Source organism: Pseudomonas sp. 10(2024) (assembly GCF_045164175.1).
Classification (GTDB): Bacteria; Pseudomonadota; Gammaproteobacteria; order Pseudomonadales; family Pseudomonadaceae; genus Aquipseudomonas; species Aquipseudomonas alloputida.
Window position 1 is genome coordinate 4,512,714 of the sequence record NZ_CP174006.1, and the last position, 25,013, is coordinate 4,537,726.

A 25,013-nucleotide genomic window follows, 5' to 3' on the forward strand; every position below is an offset into this window, starting at 1 on the left:
CATGGATATCAAGGGTTCTGTGCCAGATGCCCTTGCGGAATCACCCGCTTGGCCTGCAGGTAGGCCTTGGCCCAGTAGCTGTTCGACAGGTAGTCCAGGCGCACGGTGCCACCGGTGGAAGGTGCATGCACGAAGCGCCCGTCCCCGACATAGATGCCGGCATGGCTGACCTGCGAGCCGCCACTGGTGGCGAAGAACACCAGGTCACCGGACTGCAGCGAACTGGCATCCACCGTGGGTGCGCGCATGACGATCATCTCTCGCGTCGAGCGCGGCAGGCTGATGCCAGCAGCATCACGATACACATACTTGATCAGGCCGCTGCAGTCGAAGCCGGAGTCCGGCGTATTGCCCCCCCAACGATAGGGCGTGCCAACCAGACCAATGGCGCGAATCAGCACGTCATCGGCAATCGGTGAAGGATTGGGCTGGCTATAGGTAACCTGCGGCTGTACCACAGGGGCCGGCGCAGGCGCACGGCTGGAGCATGCAGCCAGCAAGGCTGCCAAGGAGAGAAATGCGAAGCGCGCCATCTTTACCATGGCCAGAACATCCTGTCTGAGACCGCTGCGCTGCAGCCGAAAAGAGTTGAGAATTTAGATTAGACGCTTTCTGTAAATGCGCACGGCGGTGAGCTTTTTTTTCAAAGCATCACCGCCGCGGCAGGGTACATCATTTTGATATCAGTTGCGCGCGATGCTGGTCGGCGCCATGGCCAAGGCGCGCTTGGCTTCAATGAAGGTCTTGCTCCAGTAACGATCACCGAGGCTGTCGATGCGCACACCACCACTGCGGCGGCTGCTGGAGTGGATGAACTGGTTGTCACCCAGGTAGATGCCGGCATGGCTTACCCGGCCGCGGCCATTGGTGCTGAAGAACAGCAAGTCACCTGGCTTGAGTTTGTTGCGGGCCACTTTCGGCGCATCGACGTTGATCATTTCACGCGTGGAGCGCGGCAGCGTCATGCCCGCCTCTTCGCGGAACAGGTAACCGATGAAGCCACTGCAGTCGAAGCCGGACTTTTCCGAGGTACCACCAAAGCGGTAGCGGGTGCCGATCAACGACATGCCGCGCTCGAGAATGCTGTCAGCCAGAACCGGCAATTGGTAAGGCTTGCCGCCGGAGAAAGACGCCAGGTCATCTTCGGTGGCCAGCTCTTCCGGCTCGCCGAATACCGACGAGGAAGAGGCCTTGGCCTTGACAGCCGATTGTGCAGTGATCGGGGTGTGATCCTGGGGCTGAGATACCGGGCCTTGGGCCGCGCAGCCAAAAAGCAGGGTCACGAGTGCGAGTGGCACGAGGGGTGCGAAGCGCTTCAGCATGGGCACGACCGTGTCTGTAATCCTTTAGAAGGGTGAAACTATGCCCTCTATCATGGCCATTTGCAAATTTTATCGAAAAAGATGTGACTTTTTTGTTTTACCGCTCTGGCCCAGGGTTTTCAGGGGGTTACCAGCCGAGGGTTTCCTTGAGAAAAGGGATGGTGAGCTTGCGTTGTGCCTGCAGCGACGCCTGATCGAGGCGCTCTAGCAAGTCGAACAACGCGCTCATGCTCCGCGCGCCGCGGGTGAGGATGAAATGGCCGACTTCGTCGGTCAGGTGCAGGCCACGGCGCGAAGCTCGCAGCTGCAAGGCGCGCAGCTTGTCTTCGTCGGACAGGCCACGCATCTGGAACACCAGCGCCAGGGTCAACCGCGACTTCAGGTCCGGCAGCTTGATCGGCAGCTCACGCGGTGATGCCGAGGCAGCCAGCAGCAAGCGTCGGCCGCTGTCGCGCAGGCGGTTGAACAGGTGGAACATGGCCTCTTCCCAATCCGCCTTGCCGGCGATCACATGCAGATCGTCGATGCACACCAGTTCGTACTGGGCCAGGTAGTCGAGCAGTTCCACGCCACGGTCGAGCAATTGCGCCAGCGGCAGGTAGACAGCGGGCTCGCCACGTTGCTGGAAGCGATGGGTGGCGGCCTGCAGCAGGTGGGAACGGCCAACACCCTGCTTGCCCCACAGGTAGATAAGGCTCTCGGTCCAGCCGGCGTCGGCTTCGCATAGCCGCTCGACGTAACCCAATGCCGCAGCATTGGCGCCCGGATAGTAGTTGATGAAGGTGGCGTCATCGCGCAGGCGCACACCCAGGGGCAACTGGATCGGTGGTTTCATGCTCGCGGGCGGTCGACGGGACCGCTGGGGGCCTTTGGTGAACAATCTGCAAAGTCTATACCCGCAACGCGGGGCGCACAATCTCGACTGCAGATAGGGCAAGCAAAATCAACAAGTTGCGCTGCACAAGCGAGCGCCGGATGCAGGACGAACCATACTCAGCGCCCGCGAGATCGGGCGCCGCGAGGCGGCGCTCGATTTCGCCGGCGCGAAACAGCTCAAGACGAAACACGGGGCGTTCAAAGCTCCGGGTCAATATTCCCGGCGTACATATCCGATTCCTTGTACAGGTCATGCACATGCCGCAGCAGCACCATGATCACCGCCGCCACCGGCAGCGCCAGCAGCACACCGGTGAAGCCGAACAGTTCACCACCGGCGAGGATGGCAAAGATCACCGCAACCGGATGCAGGCCGATGCGATCGCCCACCAGCAGAGGGGTCAGCACCATACCCTCCAGCGCCTGCCCGACCATGAACACCGCAACGATGCCCAGCATCGGGTACAGGTCGCCACCGAACTGGAACAGGCCGGCCACCAGCGCGGCACCAATGCCAATGATGAAGCCCATGTACGGCACGATGGCCGCAAGGCCTGCAAGCATGCCGATCAGCAGACCGAGTTCGAGCCCCACCAGCATCAGGCCGGCTGAATAGATGACGCCCAGGGCCAGCATCACCATCAGTTGCCCGCGCACGAATGCCCCCAGCACTTCATGGCATTCACCTGCCAGGCCCATCACTTGCGGCTCGCGCTGGCGCGGCAGCAGGCCGCGCAGCTTGCCCATCATCAAGTCCCAATCGCGCAGCAGATAAAAGCCCACTACCGGGATCAGCACCATGTTGGCCAACCAGGCCACCAACGCCAGGCTTGAGGCAGTGGCCTGGGACAGCAGCATGCCGACGATATCGGTGGTCTGCCCCATGTGCGCGCCGATGGCGGCCTTGATCTTGTCGAATTTCCAGAAACCATCGGCCAGGCCAAGGCGGCCCTGTACCCACGGCAGCGCAACATGCTCCAGCCAGTCGAGCATTTGCGGCGCCAACTCGTACAGGCGCACCAACTGCTTGGCCAGCATCGGCACAAGCACCAGCAACAACGCCAACAGCAACAGGGTGAACAGGCCGAACACCACCACCACACCCCAGGTACGCGAAAGCCCCAGGCGCTCGAGACGATCGACCAGCGGGTCGGCCAGGTAGGCCAGCATGATGCCGACCAGGAACGGCGTAAGAATATTGTGCAGGCTATAAAGCAGCACAGCGATCAGCAGTGCTGCGCCCAGCCAGATCCAGCGACGCATGTCAGTCACGGCAAGCGCCCCTTACCAGCGAAAACGCAAGCCGTCGAACGGCTTGGGTGCTGGCTGCGCAGGCGCGGGCTGCGCGGCTGCGGCATCCACTGCCGGTGCTGGCATGGCCGGCACCGCCGGTGCCTGCTCGACCGGCACTTCCTGCAGTTTGGCCAGGCCAAGCTGGGCACGTAGCTGTTCACGATTGCCCGTAACCCCGTAGGTCAGGGTAGTGCCTTCAGCCGCCTGCAAGCGTGGGCCATAGGGCTCCAGCACGCGGGCCAGCTCGGCATAGCGCTGCAGGTTCATGCCCTGCACTTGCACCTGCAACTGGCTGCTGGCACCCGGCCGGGTAACGTAGCGCGGCGCCAGGCGGCTGCTTACCGCCATCATCACCGCGTCAGCCAAGGCGGCCTGGTCGGCGCCCTCGGCAGTGCCCTGCTCACGCTGGTCGCCCAGCCACAGCTGCCACTTGCCCTGCCACTTGCCGTCGGCTTCCTGGGCATGTACCGCCAGCAAGGCATCGGCGCCGTAGCGCTCGGAAGCTTCGCGCAGTGGCGCTGGATCGTTGCCTTCGATCTGCTTGGCATTGGCGACCAGCTGCTCCTGCAAGTCGGCCAGCGGCAAGCGCAACGGCAGACCACGGTGCTGGGCGGCGCGGCGCAGGGGTTGGGCACTGGCCTGGCCATCACCGACCAGGTTGCTGCCCTCGACCGTGTCGTTCAACCACCACCCCAGTATCGAGGGCCGGTTACTGCCCCACAGCGCCAGGCCAGCCTTGCGCAAGGCCCGCTCGGTGCTACCTGGGTCGAACTCGACCACTACCGACTCGGGCGGGCCGGCTTCGCTGCCCACCTGGTTGATGATTTGCTGTGGGTCCTTGCGCAGCTCGGCCAATGCAGGGCTCTGCACGGCCTTTGGGTCACCGGTCAGACGCTGCACCAACGTGTCCAGGGCTTTGACTGTGGCCGCGGTACGGGCTTCGGCGCCCGGCCCGGTGACCGGCTCGCGCACCTGATAAAGGCCGGAGACATTTTCAGCCAGGGCAGTGGCCGAGATCAGGGCCAGGCAACCGGCTGCCAGAATATTGAACAAACGCATGGAGGATTCCTGTCCAGTCGAGCTTCAAGCCGTAAGCTTCAAGCTGCAAGAAAAAGCAGGCCGAGCGCCGGGCTGCATTGTCGTGCAGCGTAAAGCTCGTTGCTTGCAGCTTATACACATGCAACCGCATCAACCACCCTCCAGCTTTTTTCAACAATTACCGCCCTGCCCGTCGGCCTGAGGATGGCCGCTGCCCGGCAACCCTGATAAAATCGCGCGCCTTCACAGACCACTGACGTTTCAGACCGCCGCCGCTTATCAGCCGGCCTTGGCCGTCATGGTCGTTTTTAAGAATCCCTCCCTCCTAAAGGCCTGGATCAATGAGCAAGCAACCCTCCCTGAGCTACAAGGACGCCGGTGTAGACATCGACGCCGGCGAAGCACTGGTCGAACGCATCAAGGGCGTGGCAAAACGCACCGCACGCCCTGAAGTCATGGGTGGCCTGGGCGGCTTCGGCGCCCTCTGCGAGATCCCGGCCGGCTACAAGCAGCCGGTGCTGGTCTCCGGCACCGACGGCGTCGGCACCAAGCTGCGCCTGGCGCTGAACCTGAACAAGCACGACAGCATCGGCCAGGACCTGGTCGCCATGTGCGTCAACGACCTGGTCGTGTGCGGCGCCGAGCCGCTGTTCTTCCTCGACTACTACGCCACTGGCAAGCTGAACGTTGACGTGGCCGCCACCGTGGTCACCGGCATCGGCGCCGGTTGCGAACTGGCCGGCTGCTCGCTGGTCGGTGGTGAAACCGCCGAAATGCCTGGCATGTACGAAGGCGAAGACTACGACCTGGCCGGTTTCTGCGTAGGCGTGGTGGAAAAGGCCGAAATCATCGACGGCTCCAAGGTTGCCACCGGTGACGCGCTGATCGCCCTGCCGTCCTCGGGCCCGCACTCCAACGGCTACTCGCTGATCCGCAAGATCCTCGAAGTGTCGGCTACCGACATCGAGAACACCCAGCTGGACGGCAAGCCGCTGACCGACCTGCTGATGGCGCCGACCCGCATCTACGTCAAACCGCTGCTGCAGCTGATCAAGAACACCGGCGCAGTCAAGGCCATGGCCCACATCACCGGCGGCGGCCTACTGGACAACATCCCGCGCGTACTGCCGAAAAACGCCCAGGCCGTGGTTGACGTAGCCAGCTGGCAGCGCCCGGCGGTGTTCGACTTCCTGCAGGAAAAAGGCAACGTCGACGAGCACGAAATGCACCGCGTACTGAACTGCGGCGTGGGCATGGTCATCTGCGTGGCCCAGGACCAGGTCGAAGCCGCCCTGAACGAACTGCGCGCCGCCGGTGAGCAACCGTGGGTAATCGGCCACATCGCCGAAGCCGCCGAAGGCGCTGCCCAGGTCGAGCTGCAGAACCTCAAGGCACACTGATGCCGAGCAAGACCTGCAATTTAGTGGTACTGCTGTCGGGCTCCGGCAGCAACCTGCAAGCCCTGATCGACAGCTGCCAAGGGCAGGACAGCCCGGTGCGTATCCGCGCGGTGGTTTCCAACCGCGCCGATGCCTACGGCCTGCAACGCGCCGCAGCGGCCGGCATCGACAGCGTCGTGCTCGACCACACCCAGTTCGACGGCCGTGAAGCCTTCGATGCCGCGCTGATGGCGCGCATCGACGGCTTTGCCCCGGACCTGGTCGTGCTGGCCGGTTTCATGCGCATCCTCAGTGGCGGCTTCGTGCGCCACTATCAGGGCCGCCTGCTCAACATCCACCCGTCGCTGCTGCCCAAGTACAAGGGCCTGCATACGCATCGCCGGGCATTGGAAGCTGGCGACGCCGAGCATGGCTGCAGCGTACACTTCGTGACTGAGGAACTCGATGGCGGCCCACTGGTCGTACAGGCTGTGGTACCGGTGGCGTCTGATGACACCGTCGAAAGCCTGGCACAGCGGGTACACCATCAGGAACACCTGATCTACCCACTGGCGGTGCGCTGGTTCGCTGAAGGGCGCTTGCGTCTTGGCGAACAGGGTGCATTACTGGACGGCCAGCCACTGGCGGCCAGCGGTCACTTGATTCGATCCTAGGAGAATTTATGCGTCGCGCCCTGCTCTTGGCTCTCGCCGTGCTCGCCCTGCCCCTCCAGGCAGCTGATCTGAAGCCGTTCTCGGCCAGCTACACCGCCGACTGGAAGCAGCTGCCCATGAGCGGCACCGCCGAGCGCAGCCTGGTCAAAAATGCCAACGGTACCTGGGACCTTAACTTCAAGGCTTCCATGATGATCGCCAGCCTGACCGAGCAAAGCACCCTGCGCCTGGAAAACGACACCCTGCTGCCGCAGAAGTATCACTTCGAGCGCGGCGGCCTGGGCAAGGCCAAGAAGGTCGACCTTGACTTCGACTGGAGCACCAAGAAGATCACCGGCAGCGACCGTGGCGATGCTGTCAGCCTGCCACTGAACCGCGGCGTACTGGACAAATCCTCCTACCAGTTGGCCCTGCAGCACGACGTGGCCGCAGGCAAGAAGAGCATGACCTACCAGGTGGTCGACGGCGACGAGATCGACACCTACGACTTCCGCGTGCTGGGCACCGAAAAGGTCACCACCAAGACCGGCCAGGTCGATGCCGTGAAGGTCGAGCGCGTGCGCGATCCCAGCCAGAGCAAGCGCATCACCGAGCTGTGGTTTGCCAAGAACTGGGACTACCTGCTGGTGCAACTGCGCCAGGTAGAGACCGATGGCAAGGAGTACGTGATCGTGCTGCAGGATGGCACGGTTGATGGCAAGCCGGTGAAGGGCAACTGATCGCGCACTGCCTGCAATACCTGAAGCCCCGCCCAGTGCGGGGCTTTTCTTTGCTGCGAAAAAGCCCACCCAGGCAGCATCCCTTCGAGCTTCATGAAACTTGTTTCATGCCTGTTTTACTTACTTAGTCTGCTAACAAACTCTATAAAGAAGACGTGCGACACACTGTCGCAGCCATCTTGAAGAAGTGGAGTTTACCGATGACTGTCCAAGTAACCGAACGCGACGAATCGAGAATGTCCCACGAAGGCCTGGCCGCTGGCGTGCGGATCTGGGATGTGTACCAACAAGGTCAACTGGTGGGCATGTTCCATAACGAACACGAAGCACACCAATACCGCGTTGAGCTTGAAGACCTGGAAAACCAGCGCGCCACACAATGACCCTGCCCATTGCGGCGCCCCCCTGACTCGCCTGGGCTGAGTGAGCAACCCCACAATACTGCGGCATTGCCGGAGCATCGTGGGGTTGCCATGACAGGGCCTACACCGCCCCGAAACGCACCTCTACCGACAGGCTGCCCAGGTTATCGCTCAGGCCAGCCCCGTAACGCCCGCCCAGGTCGTCATTGATGCACAGCTGCAACTCACCTTGCTGGCCACGCGGCAATTGCACCTGGTTGCCGACCAGGAACGGCACGCCGCTGTTGCCGATACGCCCGATCAACGCCCCTTCTGGTTGACCAGGCAAGGCATAGCCGGGCTTGGCGATCAACCTTGGGTTGCCCGCCGCGCCAACCATGCCGGTGGCCGGGTTCGCCGTCCACTGCCCGCCCGTGCATACCGCCAACTGCCAGCTCTGCCCATTGACCTGCATGCCCGTGCCCTGCCATGCCTGGTTGGCCTGCACCTGCACGGTGCGCTTGAGCAGGTCGCTGGCCACCACGTCGGCGGCCTGGAACGTCAACGCGGTGATGGTCAAGGTCGGGTTGGCGGTGCCGGTAGTGGGAAACACGCCGTCGCCGACCAGGAACAGGTTGGGGTGGTCCCAGCTGCGCTGGTCCTTGTCCACCACCGACTTGGTGCGGTCCGAGCCCATGCGGTAGGTGCCCATCAGGTGGCCAGCGCCGTAGAACGCGTAGTTCTGGCCGTCGTACTCGAACACCGTTTGCGAGCCGGGCTCGAGCTTAGGGTTCAGGTCGGTCAGCTCGGTAGCGCCCATCAGCTCGGTGATGATGTACGTAGCGGCCAGGCGCGCCTGCTTGAAACCCTCCTTGGTGTAGTCGGACAGTTCGTAGGTGATCTGCGGCCGAGGCAGGCCCAATCCGTCGGAGAACTCCGTACTCCTCTCCACCCGGCACAGCGCATTATCGGGGTCTTTCTCCACCTGCTCGACCAAGAAGCCCAGACGGAACTGGCGGGTCAGCACGCTGTTGAGCTGCTGCACCAGCGCCTGGCCGGACAACGCCAGATTGCTGGGGTTAGCGCCGCCGTGGTTGGTGCCGTCGATGAAATCGCAGACCGAGGTGTAGGGGTCGTTCACCGACCAGTTCCAGCCCTCGTTGCCGATTTCGATACGCCAGGCGGCACGCTGGCTGCGGAACGGGCCATCGCGCATGTCCTCGATCCCCGAGGTGGACAACGGCCCCCGGAACGGGAACAGCGGCTTGCCTTCGGGCATCAGGCCCCAGGCCAGGTACACCGGGTGGTCAGCCAATGCCTGGCCGACCTGGCCGCTGCTGTTGGCAACCCCTTTAGGGCTGTTCGGGCCGATAGAGTTGAGCAGCAGCTTCGGCGTTTCGATCGCGTGGGCGGCGATCACGTAGCGTTTGCCCTGGGCCGTGCCGTTCTGGCGCGTACCGTTGTTCTGGTACTGGATGAAATCGATGCCCGTGACCCCATTGGCATCGACCTGTACCTGGCTCGCCACGGTCTGGTAAAGGATGCGCACGTTGCCGGTATCCAGTGCCTTGGCCATGGTCACGGTGGCGTCGTACTTGGCCTGGATCGGGCAGATCGGCGTGCAGCTGGTGTTGCCTGCGCACACCCGGCGGCCGTTATCATTCTGCGAGTTGCGCCCGGCCGGGGTCTGCCGGACGTTGAGGGTGACACCTGGGTACGGCTTGCCGTCGGGCCCCTTCTCCGGGCTCTGGTACACGGTGCCCGTGACGTGCTTGCCCAGGCCCTGGTCGACCAGCGACGGCGGGATGCCATGCATGCTGTATTTGTAGCCCTGCGGGAAGGTCACGCCCAGGTAGGTCTGCGAGGCGACATCGGCGGACACGCCCATCTCCTCCTCGGCGCGGCAGTAGGCGGTCTGCAGGTCGTCGTAACTGATCGGCCAGTCGACCCCGACGTTGTACGCAGTGCGCATGCGAAAGTCGTTGGGCAACAGGCGCAGGGCCGTGCCCATCCAGTGCCACATGGTGCCGCCGCCTACACGCTCGTAGGTGCTGGCGAACAGGTGCGGCCCCTTCTGCACCAGGTAGCTCTTCTGCGCCTTGTTCGGGTCTTGGCTACCCGCGGTGATCAGGTCCTGGATGGTCGCCCGTGGCGCGAACTGCGTGGCCGGGGTCTGCTCGCTCTGCTCAGGTGGGTACGGCGACTCGGGCGCTTTGAGCACCGCGGTGTAGAAGCGCTCCAGGTACTCGCTGCGATTCGGCGGAATGGCCGGGCCCGATTCGAGCACCAGCACTTTCAACCCGGCCAGGCCCAACTGGTAGGCCATGACACTGCCGGCCATGCCGGCGCCCACCACGATCACATCGGCAGTTTCGATGTTCTGGGTTTGTACATTGCTCATGGCTGCTGCCCTTCCTTGGCGTCGACACCGGTGAATTGCTTGAGGGTCGGTGGCTGCTCACCCCAGTATCCGAAGTGGAACTGGCTGTAGCCCATGGGGTGGGATTGGGCGATCTTCCACGCCCAGCTTTCCTTGTAGGCCTGGTCGGAGACCACACGCGTGTCACCCTTGCGGGCGCTGCCCAGGTCGTAGGGTTGGTACCAACTGCCGAGCAGCCACAGCTTCATGATCGAGCGGGCGCCCTGGGCGATTTGCGGGTTCGCGTTATCGAGCACGGCGCTGGCGATTTGCGCGGGCGGCTGGCTCTGGATGCTGGCGTACAGCTCCAGCAGGCTGCTGAACGCCTCGAGGCCCATGCCTTGCTGGGCGGTGGCGAAGAACACCGGCGGCAGGTTGATCGGGTCGACGGAAGGCGCCAGCAGCTTGGCCGACAGGCCAGTGAGCACGGCGGACAAGCCGATGAAGTTTTGCAGGTTCTGGTCGCTCATGGCATCACTCCTTGGCGCCGGTGGATTGGGCACGTTCAAGCAGGAAAGTGAAATCGGCGAAGCTGGTGCGCGGTGACTGGGTCACGCGGGTGGTCGCGTTGTTGTGGCACTCCATGCAACTGGACGAGGCCTGCGGGGTGGTGCCCTGGTTGTAGGTCTCCAGGGTGGCGTTGGCCAGGAAGTTCGGCGCAGGCGTACCTAGCGGGTTGGTTGGCGACGGCACCTGGCAGTCATCGGCAGGGGCGGTGGGCCACTGGGTGCTGATCAGGTGGTAGTTGGCCCACACCGTGCCCTTGAGCGCGCCTTGCCACTGCGTGTTGAGCTGTTGGGTGGCGGCGGTGATGGGAATTTCACGCACGATCTGCGAGGGGATGGCCTTCTTCGACGGGTCCCACGGTGGCGCGGGCGGCTCGTTCACCGGGCGGTCGCTGGCCTGGGCGTCGTAGAACAGATAAGGCCCCTTGCGCTCGTTCATTGGCGTGGTCTTTTCCGGCACGTTGCGCACGTGCTCGAACGTCGACCATACCCACTGAGGTGCGCCTTCGGTCTTGTGCACGATGTGCAGGCCTACCAGCCCGACCTTCTGCGCATTGCACGACTCGGGGATCACCGCCCCCTTGTTCGGGTCGGCGTTGCCGGGGGTGTAGACCAGCGCGTCGACGGCGTGGAACTCCTGCGGGTTGTCGCTTCCATCGAGCACTTTCCAGGCCGACTTGACCATGATCGCGCCAACCTGCTGGGCCTTCTGCGAACCGCAGGCGAAAGCGATGCGGTTGTCGGCCTTGCTCAGGAACGCTTGCTGGCCTTCCTTGCTGTACAGGCCATTGTTGACGATGTCATCGAACATCGGCTGGTTGACCATGATCGCGTTGCGTGTGTAGGTGCCGCTTTGGTCAACCAGCGGGCCGGTCTTGAACGGCTGGATGAACTCATCGAGCACACCGGCGACCTTGCCCATCTGTTGCAGCACCGGCAAGTCACCCTTGCCTTGGCAGGCCGCGGGCACGGGCGCCTGCTGGTCCCAGGCGACGGGTTTCTGACCCTTGGGCAGGAAAATCTCGTAGCTTTCTTTCCACGACTCCCACACCGTCTTGCCGGGCGCGCCGATCTTCGCCGAGGTGTTGGCACTGCCGTCGGCATTGGCGGGCCAGTTCAGGGCGACGAAGGTTTGCCACGACAGCACGTCGAAATCGTGTTGCAGGTTGTCCAGGGTGAAGGGGGGATTGGCGGTGACATCGAAGGGAATCGCAGGTGACAGCACCGGCGGGCTGGCCGCATCGGCCATGGCGAACGCACTGGTGAAACTTGCACCCAGGCACGCCAGCCGTTTCAGGGTTATTTTCATTGTCGTCTCCTCAGCAGATAAAGCGTCGGGACGACGAGGCGTAGTGGCCCTTCCTGGACCGAATGTTCAGCGCTATCCCTGACGCTAAGCTGGAGGCTAGCCGTTGTGCCGGAACCCTAGGAAATGTCCGACGAACGGAGGGAACCAAGACGATAGTGCAACTGACTAACTGCGCCGGTTCGGCGAGCGACGCCCCCTTTCGCGACACAAGGCCAGCGTCCTCTTGAGAACGCGCGTGTCACGAAAGGGCCGCAGAGCGGCCCTGCGATCTTGAATAACCGCATTAACGCCAAGGCGGGATTTTCGTGCTTACCACATAAGATCATCAGGAATCTTGTAAGCCGCGTACGGGTCGTCTTCGTCCGCTTCCTCGACATGGCTGTTGAGCAGCAGAATACGGCCAGGGTCGCGCTCCTGGATCTTCAATGCGGCCTCACGGGGGATAACCTCGTAACCACCGGCATGGGCTACCACGGCCAGCGCGCCGTTGCTCAGCTTGGTACGCATCAGGGCGTTGACGGCAATGCGCTTGACCTTCTTGTCGTCGACGAAGTTGTAGTAATCCTCGGTGCTCAGCTTGGGCAGGCGAGTGGCCTCGATCAGTTGCTTGACCTGTGCGGCACGGGCCTTCTGCTCGGCCTTTTCCTGCTGCTGGCGGTTCAGCTCCTGGTCACGCCGGGCTTTTTCAGCCATGGCTTCCTTGGCCATGCGCTGCTGGCTGTCGTCGACTTCGACCTGGCCTTTGTGCTCCATGCGCTTCTGTTTCTTTTCAGCTTTGTTGGTCTGCGAGACCTGTTTCTGGTTGACCAGACCGGCTTTGAGCAATTGGTCGCGAAGGGAAAGGCTCATGAATATTCACTCACTTATGCAACAGCTCAGCCGCAGCTGGGCAGGTTCTTTTCCTGACGTTTGGCTTCCCCCCAAAGGGCATCCAGCTCGTCAAGGTCACAATCTTCAATGGGGCGGCCACTGTCGCGCAATGCCTGTTCGATAAAACGGAAACGTCGTTCGAACTTGCGATTGGCGCGGCGCAGCGCATGCTCTGGGTCTTGCTTGAGGTGGCGGGCCAGGTTGACCGCAGCAAACAGCAAGTCGCCGACTTCATCTTCCAGCGCATCGGCGTCGCCGTCGGCCATGGCCTGCAGCACTTCATCCAGCTCTTCGCGGACCTTGTCCAGCACCGGCAACGCCGCCGGCCAGTCGAAACCGACCGTGGCCGCACGTTTTTGCAGTTTGGCTGCCCGCGACAGCGCCGGCAAGGTTGCCGGCACGTCATCAAGCAGCGACAGCTGTTCGGGCTGGCTCTTCTCCGCGCGCTCTTCGGCCTTGATTTCTTCCCAGCGCGACTTGACCTGGGCTTCGCTCAAGCTGGGCGTGTCCACCGGCGCGTACAGCTCGCCAGTCGGAAAAACGTGCGGGTGGCGGCGGATGAGCTTGCGGGTGATGCTGTCGACCACGCCATCGAACTCGAAACGCCCTTCTTCGCGGGCCAGCTGGCTGTAGTAGACCACCTGGAACAGCAAGTCGCCCAGCTCGCCTTGCAAGTGCTCGAAGTCGCCGCGCTCAATGGTGTCAGCGACCTCGTAGGCCTCTTCGATGGTGTGCGGGACGATGCTGGCGTAATTCTGCTTCAGGTCCCACGGGCAGCCGTACTGCGGGTCGCGCAGGCGGGCCATGAGGTGCAGCAGGTCGTCAAGGGTGTAGGTCATACAGGCAGGTCCTTCGGTGGTGGCTTCTTCGCGGGCTTGCCCGCTCCCACAGGTACGGTGCAGATTTCAAACCTGCATCCATCCTGTAGGAGCGGGTTTACCCGCGAAGCAGACGCCCCGGTCTCAAGGGGTACGATTACGCCGCGTCTCGATGATGTTCGGCAACTGCGAGATCCGCCCTAGCAGGCGCCCCAGCGCGTCCAGGCCTGGAATCTCGATGGTCAGCGACATCAGCGCGGTGTTGTCTTCCTTGTTCGAACGGGTGTTCACCGCCAGCACGTTGATCTTCTCGTTCAGCAGCACCTGCGACACATCGCGCAGCAGGCCCGGGCGGTCGTAGGCGCGGATGACGATGTCGACCGGGTAGGTCTGCACCGGGATCGGCCCCCAGCTCACCTGGATCATGCGCTCTGGCTCCTTGCCCGCCAGCTGCAATACCGAGGCGCAGTCCTGGCGGTGAATGCTCACGCCACGGCCCTGGGTGATGTAACCGACAATGGCATCGCCCGGTAGCGGCTGGCAGCAGCCGGCCATCTGTGTCAGCAGGTTGCCGACACCCTGGATCTGAATGTCGCCACGCTTGCCGGTACGCGGCCCGGTAGGCTTGCGCGGCACCAGTTCGATCTGCTCGATACGCTCGGGCTCCAGCAACTGCTGGGCAGCGTTGACCAGATGAGCCAGGCGCAGGTCGCCAGCACCGAGCGAGGCAAACATGTCCTCGGCGGTCTTGACGTTGGTCTTCTCGGCCAGGCGCTCGAAATCAACCTGCGGCAGGCCCAGACGACTGAGCTCGCGCTCAAGCAAGGTCTTGCCGGCAGCAACGTTCTGGTCGCGGGCCTGCAATTTGAACCAGTGGACGATCTTGGCCCGCGCCCGCGAGGTGGTGACGTAGCCCAGGTTGGAGTTCAACCAGTCACGGCTAGGGTTGCCGTGCTTGCTGGTGATGATCTCCACCTGCTCGCCAGTCTGCAGGCTGTAGTTCAGCGGCACGATACGGCCGTTGATCTTCGCGCCGCGGCAGTTGTGGCCGATCTCGGTGTGCACGCGGTAGGCAAAGTCCAATGGCGTGGCGCCTTTGGGCAGGTCGATGGCGTGGCCGTCGGGGGTGAACACATAAACCCGGTCAGGCTCGATGTCGACCCGCAACTGCTCGGCCAGGCCACCAATGTCGCCCAGCTCTTCGTGCCATTCCAGCACCTGGCGCAACCAGGAAATCTTTTCTTCGTAGTGGTTGGAGCTGGGCTTGACGTCGGTGCCCTTGTAGCGCCAGTGGGCGCATACCCCAAGTTCGGCCTCTTCGTGCATGCCGTGGGTACGGATCTGCACCTCCAGCACCTTGCCCTCGGGGCCGATTACCGCAGTGTGCAACGAGCGGTAGCCATTCTCCTTGGGGTTGGCGATGTAGTCGTCGAACTCCTTGGGAATATGCCGCCACAAGGTGTGCACGATGCCCAGCGCGGTGTAGCAGTCGCGGATTTCCGGCACCAGCACGCGCACCGCACGCACGTCATAGATCTGGCTGAACTCCAGGCCTTTGCGCTGCATCTTGCGCCAGATCGAATAGATATGTTTCGCCCGACCGCTGATGTCGGCATTCACGCCAGTGGCGAGCAACTCGTTCTGCAGCTGGTTCATCACGTCGCTGATGAAGCGCTCGCGGTCCAGCCGCCGCTCATGCAACAGCTTGGCGATCTGCTTGTACTGGTCGGGCTCCAGATAGCGGAAGGACAGGTCTTCCAGCTCCCACTTGATGTGACCGATACCCAGGCGGTGCGCGAGCGGCGCGTAGATGTCGAACACTTCACGCGCGACACGCAGGCGTTTCTCGTCATCGGCGGACTTGACCGCCCGGATTGCGCACGTGCGTTCGGCCAGCTTGATCAGCGCCACGCGTACGTCGTCGACCATGGCCACCAGCATCTTGCGCAGGTTCTCTACCTGCGCCTGCGAGCCCAGCACCAGCGACTGTCGTGGGCTGAGGCTGGCACTGATGGCGGCCATGCGCAGCACGCCGTCGATCAGCTTGGACACCACCGGGCCAAACCGCTGGCTGACCTCGGCGAGGGTGACCTTGCCCTCGCGCACCGAGCGGTAGATGACCGCAGCCACCAGAGAGTCCTGGTCGAGCTTGAGGTCAGCCAGAATTTCAGCGATTTCCAGGCCTGCCTGGAAGCTGGACGTACCATCCGCCCAGGAATGCTTGGCCGGGTTGCCCTTTTTCTCTACCTCAAGAGCAAACTCGCAGGCTTCTTTCAGCGCTGCGCGATCCAGTGCCGAATCGACGCTTACCACATGGTCCAACCATGCTTCGAGATTGATACTGCCGTCGGTGTTGACCGGCTGGTGCACTCTCACCTGTACCATCTTTGTTTTACCTTTCCATGCAGCACACCATACGGGTGTGCTGGCGATCACCGTGCGGCCGCCATTCCGTGGCAACCGCACCAAGGGGCCAGTCAGCTAGCCCGCTTCGAATAACGCCATGGCCTCGACATGCGCCGTCTGAGGAAACATGTCGAGAATCCCGGCCCTTTTTAACCGGTACCCCTGGCCGACCAGCACTTGGGCGTCTCTCGCCAGCGTGGCCGGGTTGCACGATACGTAGACCAGCCTTCTGGCCTTGAGGCGGGCGATGCCTTGCACCACCTCGAAAGCACCGTCGCGCGGTGGATCCAAGAGTACCGCAGAAAAGCCCTCGGCGGCCCATCCGGTGCCTGCCAAAGGCTGCGATAAATCGGCCTGAAAAAACCCTGCGTTATGCACATTGTTGTTCCGGGCATTGGCCGCGGCCCGATCGACCATGGCCTGTACACCTTCCACTGCCACCACCTCACGCGCCTGGCGGGCCAGCGGCAGGGCAAAGTTGCCCAGACCGCAGAACAAGTCCAGCACACGCTCGTCGGCTTGTGGAGCGAGCCAGGCCAAAGCCTGCTCGATCATCGCCGTATTGACCTGGGCATTCACCTGCACGAAATCGCCCGGGCGCCAGGCCAGCTCCAGCTGCCAGGGTGCCAGGGCAAAGCCCAACTGCGCCGCTGGGTCCACGGGCGCCGGCTCACCTTCGCCTTGCAGCCACAGCTGGGCGTTGGCCTGCTCGCAGAACGCTTGCAACCTGGCCTGGTCCTCAGCCGGCAATGGCGCGACGTGGCGCACCAGAACCGCCTCGGCGGTGCCACTGAACAGCTCTACATGGCCCAGCGCCTGCGGCTTGCTCAACGAACGCAGCACGGTCGGCAAGTGGCGCAAAATGGACTGCAAGGGTTGTACCAGCACTGCACAATCGTCGATGGCAATGATGTCCTGGCTGGCTTCGGCGCGGAAGCCCACCTCCAGCTGACGCGCCTTGACGTCCCAGCGCACGGCCACACGGGCCCGGCGCCGGTAGCCGAATTCCGGCCCGCTCAGGGGGGCAGCCCACGCCTCGGGTTGCACGCCGGCCACCCGCTGCAACTGCTCGGCGAGTGTGCGCTGCTTCAGCGCCAGTTGCGCTTCGTGCGGCAGGTGCTGCAGGTTGCAGCCACCGCAGCGGTCGTAGTAGCGACACGGCGCCTCACGGCGCTCGGGCGCGGCCTGCAGCAACCGCTCCAGGCGTGCCTCGACCACTTTGCCACGGGCGTTGAGCACCCGCGCCTCCACGGCCTCACCGGCCAAGGCACCGCTGACGAACCAGGTACGCCCGTCGAGGAAGGCGATGCCACGGCCGTCACCGGCCAGGCGCTCGATGTCCAGGCGCTGCTTCTTGCCCACGGGGACCTGGGGGGTGCGATTGCCGCCGGCCGGCTGGAAGCGCAGGCCGCTGTTGCTTTTTTTCTTGGACATTTAGCGTGGATCAAACAGGCCGGTGGACAGATAACGGTCGCCGCGGTCGCAAATGATCGCGACCATTACGGCATTTTCCACTTCGCGGGACAGGCGCAACATGGCCGCAACCGCACCACCAGAAGACACGCCGCAGAAAATGCCCTCTTCACGCGCAAGGCGACGGGTGGTGTCTTCGGCTTCCTGCTGCGACATGTCGACCACGCGGTCGACGCGGGTGGCATCGAAGATTTTCGGCAGGTATTCCTCGGGCCAGCGGCGAATGCCCGGAATAGCCGAGCCCTCCATCGGTTGCAGGCCGATGATCTGCACCGCGGGGTTCTGTTCCTTGAGGTACTGCGAGCAGCCCATGATGGTACCGGTGGTCCCCATGGAGCTGACGAAATGGGTAATGGTGCCTTGGGTCTGCTGCCAGATCTCCGGGCCGGTGCTGTTGTAGTGGGCGATCGGGTTGTCGCCGTTGGCGAACTGGTCGAGCACCAGGCCACGGCCTTCGGCCTGCAGCTTCTCGGCCAGGTCACGGGCGCCTTCCATCCCCTCCTCCTTGGTCACCAGGATCAGCTCGGCGCCATAGGCCGTCATGGCGGCCTTGCGCTCGGCGGTGGAGTTGTCGGGCATGATCAGGATCATCTTGTAGCCCTTGATCGCCGCCGCCATCGCCAGGGCGATGCCGGTGTTGCCGGAGGTGGCTTCGATCAGGGTATCGCCTGGCTTGATCTGGCCCCGCAATTCGGCGCGAGCGATCATCGACAGGGCCGGGCGGTCTTTCACCGAGCCGGCAGGATTGTTACCTTCGAGCTTGAGCAGGAGGGTATTGCTGGTTTCGCCAGCGATGCGCTGCAGGCGAACCAGTGGCGTATTGCCGACGCAATCGGCGATGGTTGGGTACTGCAAGGTCATGGCGTATTTCGCAATCCGGACGGCGGGGGTGCCTATCATACCGGCAAACCCTTCGCGGCCATATCACGCAATCTGTAGTGCATATAGCTACAAGCTATAACGGTGTGACATGTGCTGGCCTCTTCGCGGGTAAACCCGCTCCTACGGGGATTCGCTAGCCTGTAATCGATGGACTCGCCCCCGCCGAGGCATCACAGTGCCACGGTGGTGTTCGAAGAAGCCAACGGCAGCGAGGGCGAGACCATGAAAAAGCATAGTTCGAAACACGATTCCCTGTCTTCCACTGATGTGGAGCTTTGCACAACCATCTGCGTAGACCTGGCCAAACAGGTCTTCCAATTAGCAGGCGAGGACGCTACTGGGCGGGTGATCTACGAAGATCGCATCAAATCCCGCCAAGCGTTCCATGATTTCCTGCTCAGGCTGCCAACGACCGTGGCCGTCTTGATGGAGTGCGGTCCAGGTGCGCAAGCCTGGGCCAGGCTGCTGCAGGCCAAAGGTAATCCGGTTCGCATCCTGCCGGCGCAACGTGTCGCCGAACATCGCAGCGGTGCAAAGAACGATCGTAACGACTGCTATGCCATTTTGCGTGCCGGTCGCGATACGAGCATCGCTTCGATACCGATCAAGAGCACCACAGCACTGGCTATTCAAGCGCTGCACCGTATCCGGCGCGGTAACATCAAGCGACATACCGCGCTGGGCAATCAGATCCGTGGTTTGCTACTTGAGCATGGCGTATCCATGCCCCAGGGCGATGCCGCGATCAATAAGCATGTGCCTCAGGCGCTTGAGGATGCTTCCTTGCCTCTACCCGACCTGTTGCGCGAGTTGCTCGATGAGTTGCTGATGGACTGGTTGTCTCTAGGTGAACGCATAGCGGCGCTGAGCCGCCGGCTCGAAGCGACTGCCCAAGAGGATAAAGTCGCTCAGCGACTGATCACCATTCGCGGCGTCGGCCCTATCATTGCCACGGCGATCGTGGCGAAACAGACCGACCCCAGCCGCTTCGCCAGTGGCCGAATGTATTCCGCCTTCTTCGGTATCGTGCCCGATCAGCACAGCAGCGGAAACAAAATCAGATTGGGCAAGATGAGCAAGCGCGGTGACGGCTACATACGCAGCCTGATGATCCAGGGCGCGCATTCCGTCTTGAGCCAGCTAAGGCCTGATTCCGATCAGCCAGATGATCGCCGCCTCTTGCGTTGGCTATCCCGCCTTGGGCGCAAGGAGGCGGCGATCAGGCTGGCTAATCGAAATCTGCGGATTATCTGGGCCCTGTTACAGAGCGATCAGGTTTACCAACGCAAACCGAACGAAAAACCGGAGGCGGCTATGAGCCTCTGACCCACCGGGTAATGCCACCGGGGCGCTAGGCGCTCCAACCCCTGCTAGTGAACATTGACCCTAGGTAAGACCGTCGCAGACCGATGCCTCCGCTCCTACAGGCCTGATAGTGGCCTCAATGTAAACGGCACACTGCGAGCTCACCACGATGTTGGCCAGAAGCAAAAAGCTTCCTCGAACAGGCCTGATACATAGATGCAACCGGGTTCCTATGTTCAAAAAAGCAGCTAGACAGTGTGGGCGAGTCCATACATAGGAGCGGGTTTACCCGCGAAGAGGCCGGCACATGCAACGGCAACCTCATCCACAAGCGCAACCCGCGTTTGCCATTCTGCGCCCACAAGGTGCCGCCCTGGCGCTGGATGGCACTGCGGGCGATGCTCAGCCCCAGGCCGAAGCCACCATCCCCGGGCCGCGAACCGTCCAACCGCGAGAACGGCGCGAAGATCCGTTCCAGGTCTTCTTCAGCGACACCGCCACCCTCATCCTCAAGCCACAACCACCAATAGCTGCCCTCACGCTGCCCACCCAACCGCACCACCCCCTCGGCCGGCGAGTGGCGAATGGCATTGCGCAAGATGTTCTCCAGCGCCTGAGCCAGGTGGTTGAGGTTGCCCTGCACCCAGCAGTCGGCCGGTACTTCGCAGCGCAGTTGCGCAGGCGACCAGCCGCTCTCGTAGCTGGCATTTTCGGCCAGCAACTCCCACAAGGCGTGGACCTCGATCGGCTCAAGGTTCATCGGCGCACGCTCGGCGTCCTGCCAGGCCAGTTGCAGGGTGTCTTCGACCAGTTGCTGCATGCAGTCCACTTCACGGATCAGGCGGTCACGCAAACGCTGCAGGTCGGTTTCACCATCGCAGGCCACCCGCAGCCGGCTCAGCGGCGTGCGCATTTCGTGGGACAGGTCGCGCAGCAACTGCTGCTGCATAGCCACCGTGCCTTGCAGCCGCTCGGCCATCTGGTCAAAGGCACGCGCCAGTTCGCCCAGCTCGTCATGCCGGGCGATGGTGCGCTCGTCCAGCCGGGCCGACAGCTGATCGGCCCGCCAGGCATTGGCCTGCTCGCGAAGTTGATTCAGCGGCACGATCAGCATGCGGTACAGGCCTACACACAACAGCAAGGTGAACAGCCCCGGGATGATGCCGTTGGTGACAATGCGCCACAGCAAGCGGTGCTGCCCCGGATTGAAGCGCTGCGGCAGTTCGATCACCAGCATGCCCTGCTCCGGCGCCCCCGGGAACGGTATGCGCACCCACGGCTGGTCGACACTGCGCCGACTCATCGGCCAATCGACACCGCGCAGGCGCGTCAGACGCTGCATGATCTGTGGGTTGAGTGTGGCGCTGTCGAGCGGGCGCAGGTTGATGTCGAGCACCCCGACCCAGCCCCGTTCGCGCTGATGCATGGCCGCCACCCACTGGTCCAGCCCTGCCCGCCCGCCACTGCGCCAGGCCTGTTCAGCTTCGGCGGCATAACCCCGCAGGGTCTGGCGTGCCGGCTCCGAGAGGAAGGCATTCTGGGTCTCCATGTGCCGGCCCCAGGTATAACTGAGGCCGATCATCAGCAGGCAGAAGCCCACCAGCAAGATGGCCAGCTTCCAGAACAGCGAATGGCGGTCGAGCATGGTTCACTCCGCCTCGCTGGCACTGAGCACGTAACCCTTGCCCCACACGGTACGGATCTGCCGTTCGTGATAACCGATGCCCTTGAGCTTGCGACGGATCTGGCTGACGTGCATGTCCAGGCTGCGGTCATGCCGTGAATAGCCGCGCTGCAACACGTGCTGGTACAGGAACGGCTTGCTGAGGACTTCGTCGAGGTTGCGGTTGAGGATATCCAGCAGGCGGTATTCGCTGGGGGTCAGGCCTGCCAGGCGGCTATTCAGGCGCACGTCGCACAGCCCCTCATCGAACTGCAGCTCGCCGCAGCCGGCTTGCTCCAGCGGGCCCTGATGCCGCCGCTCCAGTGCCACGCGGCGCAGAATCGCCTCGATGCGCACCTGCAACTCGGCCATGCTGAATGGCTTGGGCAGGTAATCGTCGGCGCCGCGCTGAAAGCCGCTGATACGATCCGCCTCGGCCCCCAGCGCCGACATCATGATCACCGGTGTGGTGCTGTGCCTGCGCAACTGCGCCAAGGCGTCCAGCCCATCAAGCCCGGGCAGCAGGATGTCCATCAGCACCACATCGAAAGCCTGGCGGCCAGCCGTTTCCAGGCCCTCCAGGCCATTGCGGCACCAGGTGACCTGGCAGCCTCCACGCTGCAGCTCTTCCTGCAGATAGGCGCCAAGCACCGGGTCGTCCTCGATGGCAAGGATGTTGGTGTTGTAAATAGATACAGGATTCATTGGCAACTGCCATGCATTCTCAATTGCGTGATTATTGAGCATTCGCCACCTGCCAGGCAACCGCACTGCGACCAATGCCTCGGCAACGGCGCATAACACGTACTAAAGAGATGCAATGGTGCGGCAGGCGGAGTAACTTCGCGGCTTGGCCGTTACCACTTGACGGCATCCAGGCACATCAGAGGAGGCGAGTGTGCTCGATCGCTTGGGAATCCGCAGCCGGGTACTGCTGCTGGCACTGCTACCGGCCGGCTTGATGGCCCTGGTGCTGGGTAGCTATTTCACCTGGCTGCAACAGAACGACCTGCGCACCCAGCTGCTGCAGCGCGGCAAGATGATCGCCGAACAACTGGCGCCCCTGGCCGCACCCGCCATGGCCCGGCTCGCGCCTGCGCAACTGGAGAGAATTGCCGCACAAACCCTGGAGCAGGCCGATGTGCGCGCAGTGGCGTTTCTGGCCCCGGACCGCACGCGCCTGGCCCACGCCGGCCCGAGCATGCTCAATCTGCCGCCCAGCGGCGGTACCGGCACCCAACTCCTGCAGCGCAGTGGCAACGACGCCACCCGCTACCTGATGCCAGTTTTCGGCCACCACCGCGACCTGGCCACCGACGCCGTGCCGGCCGAAGCCGAGCGCCTGCTGGGCTGGGTAGAGATCGAGTTGTCGCATGACGGCACGCTGCTGCGCGGCTACCGCAACCTGTTCACCAGCCTGTTGCTGATTCTCGCCTGCCTGGCACTCAGCGGCCTTCTGGCGCTGCGCATGAGCCGCACCATCAACGACCCCATCGAACGCATCAAGCACGCGGTCAATCAGCTCAAGGACGGCCACCTCGAAGAACGCCTGCCGACCATGGGCAGCCATGAGCTGGACGAACTGGCCCACGGCATCAACCGCATGGCCGAAACCCTGCAGAACGCCCACGAAGAACTGCAACACAGCATCGACCAGGCCACCGAAGACGTGCGCCAGAACCTGGAAACCATCGAAATCCAGAACATCGAGCTGGACATGGCGCGCAAAGAGGCCCTTGAGGCCAGCCGCATCAAGTCGGAGTTCCTGGCCAACATGAGCCACGAAATCCGCACCCCGCTCAACGGCATCCTCGGCTTTACCCACCTGCTGCAAAAAAGCGAGATGACACCGCGCCAGCTCGACTACCTGAACACCATCGAGAAGTCTGCTGACAACTTGCTGGGAATCATCAACGAGATCCTTGATTTCTCCAAGATCGAGGCCGGCAAGCTGGTGCTCGACAGCATACCGTTCAACCTGCGGGACCTGATCCAGGACACCCTGACCATCCTCGCTCCGGCCGCCCACGCCAAGCAGCTGGAATTGCTGAGCCTGATCTACCGCGACACGCCTGCTTCGCTGGTGGGCGACCCGTTGCGGCTCAAGCAGATCCTCACCAACCTGGTCAGCAACGCCATCAAGTTCACCCGCGAAGGCACCATCGTCGTGCGCGCCATGCTGGAAGACGAGCACGAAGACTGCGCGCAGTTGCGCATCAGCGTGCAGGACACCGGCATCGGCCTGTCGCCACAGGATGTGCGCACACTGTTCCAGGCCTTCAGCCAGGCTGACAACTCACTGGCCCGCCAGCCCGGCGGCACCGGTCTGGGGCTGGTGATTTCCAAGCGCCTGATCGAACAGATGGGCGGCGAGATCGGTGTCGACAGTACCCCGGGCGAAGGTTCGCAGTTCTGGATCAGCCTCAACCTGCCCAAGGCTCATGACGATGCCGAAGCGCTGCCACCGCAGCCATTGCTGGGCCGCCGTGCTGCCATTGTCGATGGCCACGAACTGGCGCGCCAGGCACTGGAGCACCAGCTGGAAGACTGCGGCCTCAGCGTGAGCCTGTTCGCTACCTACGACCAGTTGCTGCAGGGGGTGCAGGCCGCCAGCCAGGCCGGCCTGCCCTTCGAGTTCGCGGTGCTCGGGGCCAACCTGGGTAACCTGTCGCCCGAGCAACTGGGCCGTTATCATCAGCAGCTCGAGCGTTACCACTGCCAATGCGTGGTGCTGTGCCCGACCACCGAGCAGGCGCTGTACCACCCGTACCTGCCCAACGGCCATGGCCAGTTGCTGTCCAAGCCGACCTGCACCCGCAAGCTGCGGCGCCTCTTGCTGGAGCTGGTACAACCTCGCCGTCCACTGGCCGAGGGGAGCAACGCCAACGGCCAGCGACGACCGAAAATACTCTGCGTCGACGACAATGCCGCCAACCTGCTGCTGGTAAAAACCCTGCTCGAAGACTTGGGTGCCGAGGTACTGGCCGTCAACAATGGTTATGCGGCTGTACAGGCCGTGCAGGAAGAGTTGTTCGACCTGGTGCTGATGGATGTGCAGATGCCCGGCATGGACGGCCGCGCCTGTACCGAACAGATCCGCCTGTGGGAAAACACCCAGAGCGGCAACCCGCTGCCGATCGTCGCCCTCACTGCCCATGCCATGGCCAACGAAAAACGCGCGTTGTTGCACAGCGGCATGGACGACTACCTGACCAAACCGATCAGCGAACGGCAACTGGCCCAGGTGGTGATGAAGTGGACCGGCCTGAGCCTGGGCACACCGCAGCAGGCACAGGCCGAGCTGCTGACCAACGGCGACGAACTGAAGGTACTCGACCCCGAAGAGGGCCTGCGCCTGGCCGCTGGCAAGGCAGATCTGGCGGCTGACATGCTGAGCATGCTGCTGGCCTCGCTGGATGCAGACCGCGAAGCCATACGCGCCGCCCGCGCCGCCGATGACCGCAATGGCCTGATCGAGCAGGTACACCGTCTGAACGGTGCCTCACGCTATTGCGGCGTGCCGCAGTTACGGGCAGCGTGCCAACGCAGCGAGACCTTGCTGAAGCAGGACAATCCCCAGGCACAGCAGGCCCTGGATGAACTGGACAGCGCGATCAGCCGGCTGGCGGCACAGGCCAGATTGAGCGCTTGAGGGGATCTGGGCCACGCTGGGCATGCCTTGACAGGCAGTGACCCACCCAAGACATGCATTGCAAAGGA

20 protein-coding genes and 1 pseudogene are annotated in these 25,013 nt (G+C 63.0%); 6 read left to right on the forward strand and 15 right to left on the reverse strand.

Features of this window, described 5'->3' with window-relative positions; translation table 11 throughout:
• Positions 1 to 8: 8 nt before the first annotated feature.
• The 5 genes from ACI7M0_RS20415 to ACI7M0_RS20435 all read right to left on the reverse strand — a co-directional run bounded on the left by ACI7M0_RS20415 (position 9) and on the right by ACI7M0_RS20435 (position 4,550).
• Entirely contained in the window at positions 9 to 542 is a 534-nt protein-coding gene (locus ACI7M0_RS20415; protein WP_129933120.1) for a C40 family peptidase, read from the reverse strand.
• Between the two features lie 141 nt (positions 543 to 683).
• Positions 684 to 1,322 (reverse strand): C40 family peptidase, encoded by a 639-nt coding sequence (locus tag ACI7M0_RS20420; RefSeq protein ID WP_129933118.1) that lies wholly within the window; start codon positions 1,320 to 1,322, stop codon positions 684 to 686.
• Between the two features lie 127 nt (positions 1,323 to 1,449).
• On the reverse strand, positions 1,450 to 2,157 hold the full coding sequence (gene hda / locus ACI7M0_RS20425; RefSeq protein WP_003252443.1) for a DnaA regulatory inactivator Hda: 708 nt from the start codon (positions 2,155 to 2,157) through the stop codon (positions 1,450 to 1,452).
• A gap of 239 nt (positions 2,158 to 2,396) precedes the next feature.
• A complete protein-coding gene (locus tag ACI7M0_RS20430) occupies positions 2,397 to 3,470 on the reverse strand; it encodes an AI-2E family transporter (protein ID WP_010952723.1) in 1,074 nt (357 codons plus the stop codon).
• A 12-nt stretch (positions 3,471 to 3,482) separates the two neighbouring features.
• On the reverse strand, positions 3,483 to 4,550 hold the full coding sequence (locus tag ACI7M0_RS20435; protein WP_104962415.1) for a DUF2066 domain-containing protein: 1,068 nt from the start codon (positions 4,548 to 4,550) through the stop codon (positions 3,483 to 3,485).
• Between the two features lie 320 nt (positions 4,551 to 4,870).
• On the opposite strand from ACI7M0_RS20435, the gene purM reads away from it, so the two are divergent.
• The 4 genes from purM to ACI7M0_RS20455 all read left to right on the forward strand — a co-directional run bounded on the left by purM (position 4,871) and on the right by ACI7M0_RS20455 (position 7,684).
• Positions 4,871 to 5,929: a phosphoribosylformylglycinamidine cyclo-ligase gene (gene purM, locus ACI7M0_RS20440; protein WP_003252437.1), complete on the forward strand. Its 1,059-nt coding sequence runs from the start codon at positions 4,871 to 4,873 to the stop codon at positions 5,927 to 5,929.
• The gene (gene purN, locus ACI7M0_RS20445; RefSeq protein WP_129933116.1) at positions 5,929 to 6,582 is read left to right on the forward strand and encodes a phosphoribosylglycinamide formyltransferase; all 654 of its coding nucleotides are present in this window, start codon (positions 5,929 to 5,931) and stop codon (positions 6,580 to 6,582) included. The genes purM and purN overlap by 1 nt, the downstream gene beginning before the upstream one ends.
• 8 nt (positions 6,583 to 6,590) lie before the next feature.
• The gene (locus tag ACI7M0_RS20450; protein WP_010952720.1) at positions 6,591 to 7,301 is read left to right on the forward strand and encodes a DUF3108 domain-containing protein; all 711 of its coding nucleotides are present in this window, start codon (positions 6,591 to 6,593) and stop codon (positions 7,299 to 7,301) included.
• A gap of 200 nt (positions 7,302 to 7,501) precedes the next feature.
• Entirely contained in the window at positions 7,502 to 7,684 is a 183-nt protein-coding gene (locus tag ACI7M0_RS20455; RefSeq protein ID WP_003252431.1) for a hypothetical protein, read from the forward strand.
• A 100-nt stretch (positions 7,685 to 7,784) separates the two neighbouring features.
• Here ACI7M0_RS20455 and ACI7M0_RS20460 read toward each other — a convergent pair whose 3' ends face one another.
• The 8 genes from ACI7M0_RS20460 to cysM all read right to left on the reverse strand — a co-directional run bounded on the left by ACI7M0_RS20460 (position 7,785) and on the right by cysM (position 18,304).
• Positions 7,785 to 10,043: a GMC oxidoreductase gene (locus ACI7M0_RS20460; RefSeq protein WP_129933114.1), complete on the reverse strand. Its 2,259-nt coding sequence runs from the start codon at positions 10,041 to 10,043 to the stop codon at positions 7,785 to 7,787.
• Positions 10,040 to 10,531 (reverse strand): sorbitol dehydrogenase, encoded by a 492-nt coding sequence (locus ACI7M0_RS20465; protein WP_020192005.1) that lies wholly within the window; start codon positions 10,529 to 10,531, stop codon positions 10,040 to 10,042. Before ACI7M0_RS20465 ends, ACI7M0_RS20460 begins: the two co-directional genes overlap by 4 nt.
• 4 nt (positions 10,532 to 10,535) lie before the next feature.
• Entirely contained in the window at positions 10,536 to 11,876 is a 1,341-nt protein-coding gene (locus tag ACI7M0_RS20470; RefSeq protein WP_121162105.1) for a cytochrome C, read from the reverse strand.
• Between the two features lie 309 nt (positions 11,877 to 12,185).
• A complete protein-coding gene (locus tag ACI7M0_RS20475) occupies positions 12,186 to 12,725 on the reverse strand; it encodes a DUF2058 domain-containing protein (protein WP_070384243.1) in 540 nt (179 codons plus the stop codon).
• A 26-nt stretch (positions 12,726 to 12,751) separates the two neighbouring features.
• Complete coding sequence (mazG, locus tag ACI7M0_RS20480) at positions 12,752 to 13,585, reverse strand: nucleoside triphosphate pyrophosphohydrolase (protein ID WP_003252422.1); 834 nt, start codon at positions 13,583 to 13,585, stop codon at positions 12,752 to 12,754.
• A gap of 123 nt (positions 13,586 to 13,708) precedes the next feature.
• Positions 13,709 to 15,949 carry a GTP diphosphokinase gene (gene relA / locus ACI7M0_RS20485; protein WP_003252420.1) on the reverse strand — a complete coding sequence of 747 codons (2,241 nt, stop codon included), beginning with the start codon at positions 15,947 to 15,949 and terminating at the stop codon, positions 13,709 to 13,711.
• A 96-nt stretch (positions 15,950 to 16,045) separates the two neighbouring features.
• Entirely contained in the window at positions 16,046 to 17,404 is a 1,359-nt protein-coding gene (gene rlmD, locus ACI7M0_RS20490; RefSeq protein ID WP_129933112.1) for a 23S rRNA (uracil(1939)-C(5))-methyltransferase RlmD, read from the reverse strand.
• Positions 17,405 to 18,304: a cysteine synthase CysM gene (gene cysM / locus ACI7M0_RS20495; protein WP_010952713.1), complete on the reverse strand. Its 900-nt coding sequence runs from the start codon at positions 18,302 to 18,304 to the stop codon at positions 17,405 to 17,407. It abuts the gene before it with no gap.
• A gap of 288 nt (positions 18,305 to 18,592) precedes the next feature.
• Here cysM and ACI7M0_RS20500 point away from each other — a divergent pair, with 288 nt between their 5' ends.
• Entirely contained in the window at positions 18,593 to 19,651 is a 1,059-nt protein-coding gene (locus ACI7M0_RS20500; protein WP_405314606.1) for an IS110-like element ISPpu11 family transposase, read from the forward strand.
• A 253-nt stretch (positions 19,652 to 19,904) separates the two neighbouring features.
• Here the strand turns inward: ACI7M0_RS20500 and ACI7M0_RS20505 are convergent.
• Positions 19,905 to 21,275, reverse strand: a pseudogene (locus ACI7M0_RS20505) (sensor histidine kinase); the annotation flags it as partial.
• A 3-nt stretch (positions 21,276 to 21,278) separates the two neighbouring features.
• Entirely contained in the window at positions 21,279 to 21,998 is a 720-nt protein-coding gene (locus ACI7M0_RS20510; RefSeq protein WP_104962423.1) for a response regulator transcription factor, read from the reverse strand.
• A gap of 193 nt (positions 21,999 to 22,191) precedes the next feature.
• On the opposite strand from ACI7M0_RS20510, the gene ACI7M0_RS20515 reads away from it, so the two are divergent.
• Positions 22,192 to 24,945, forward strand: a complete 2,754-nt coding sequence (locus ACI7M0_RS20515) for a response regulator (RefSeq protein WP_129933608.1) — start codon at positions 22,192 to 22,194, stop codon at positions 24,943 to 24,945.
• Positions 24,946 to 25,013: the final 68 nt, after the last annotated feature.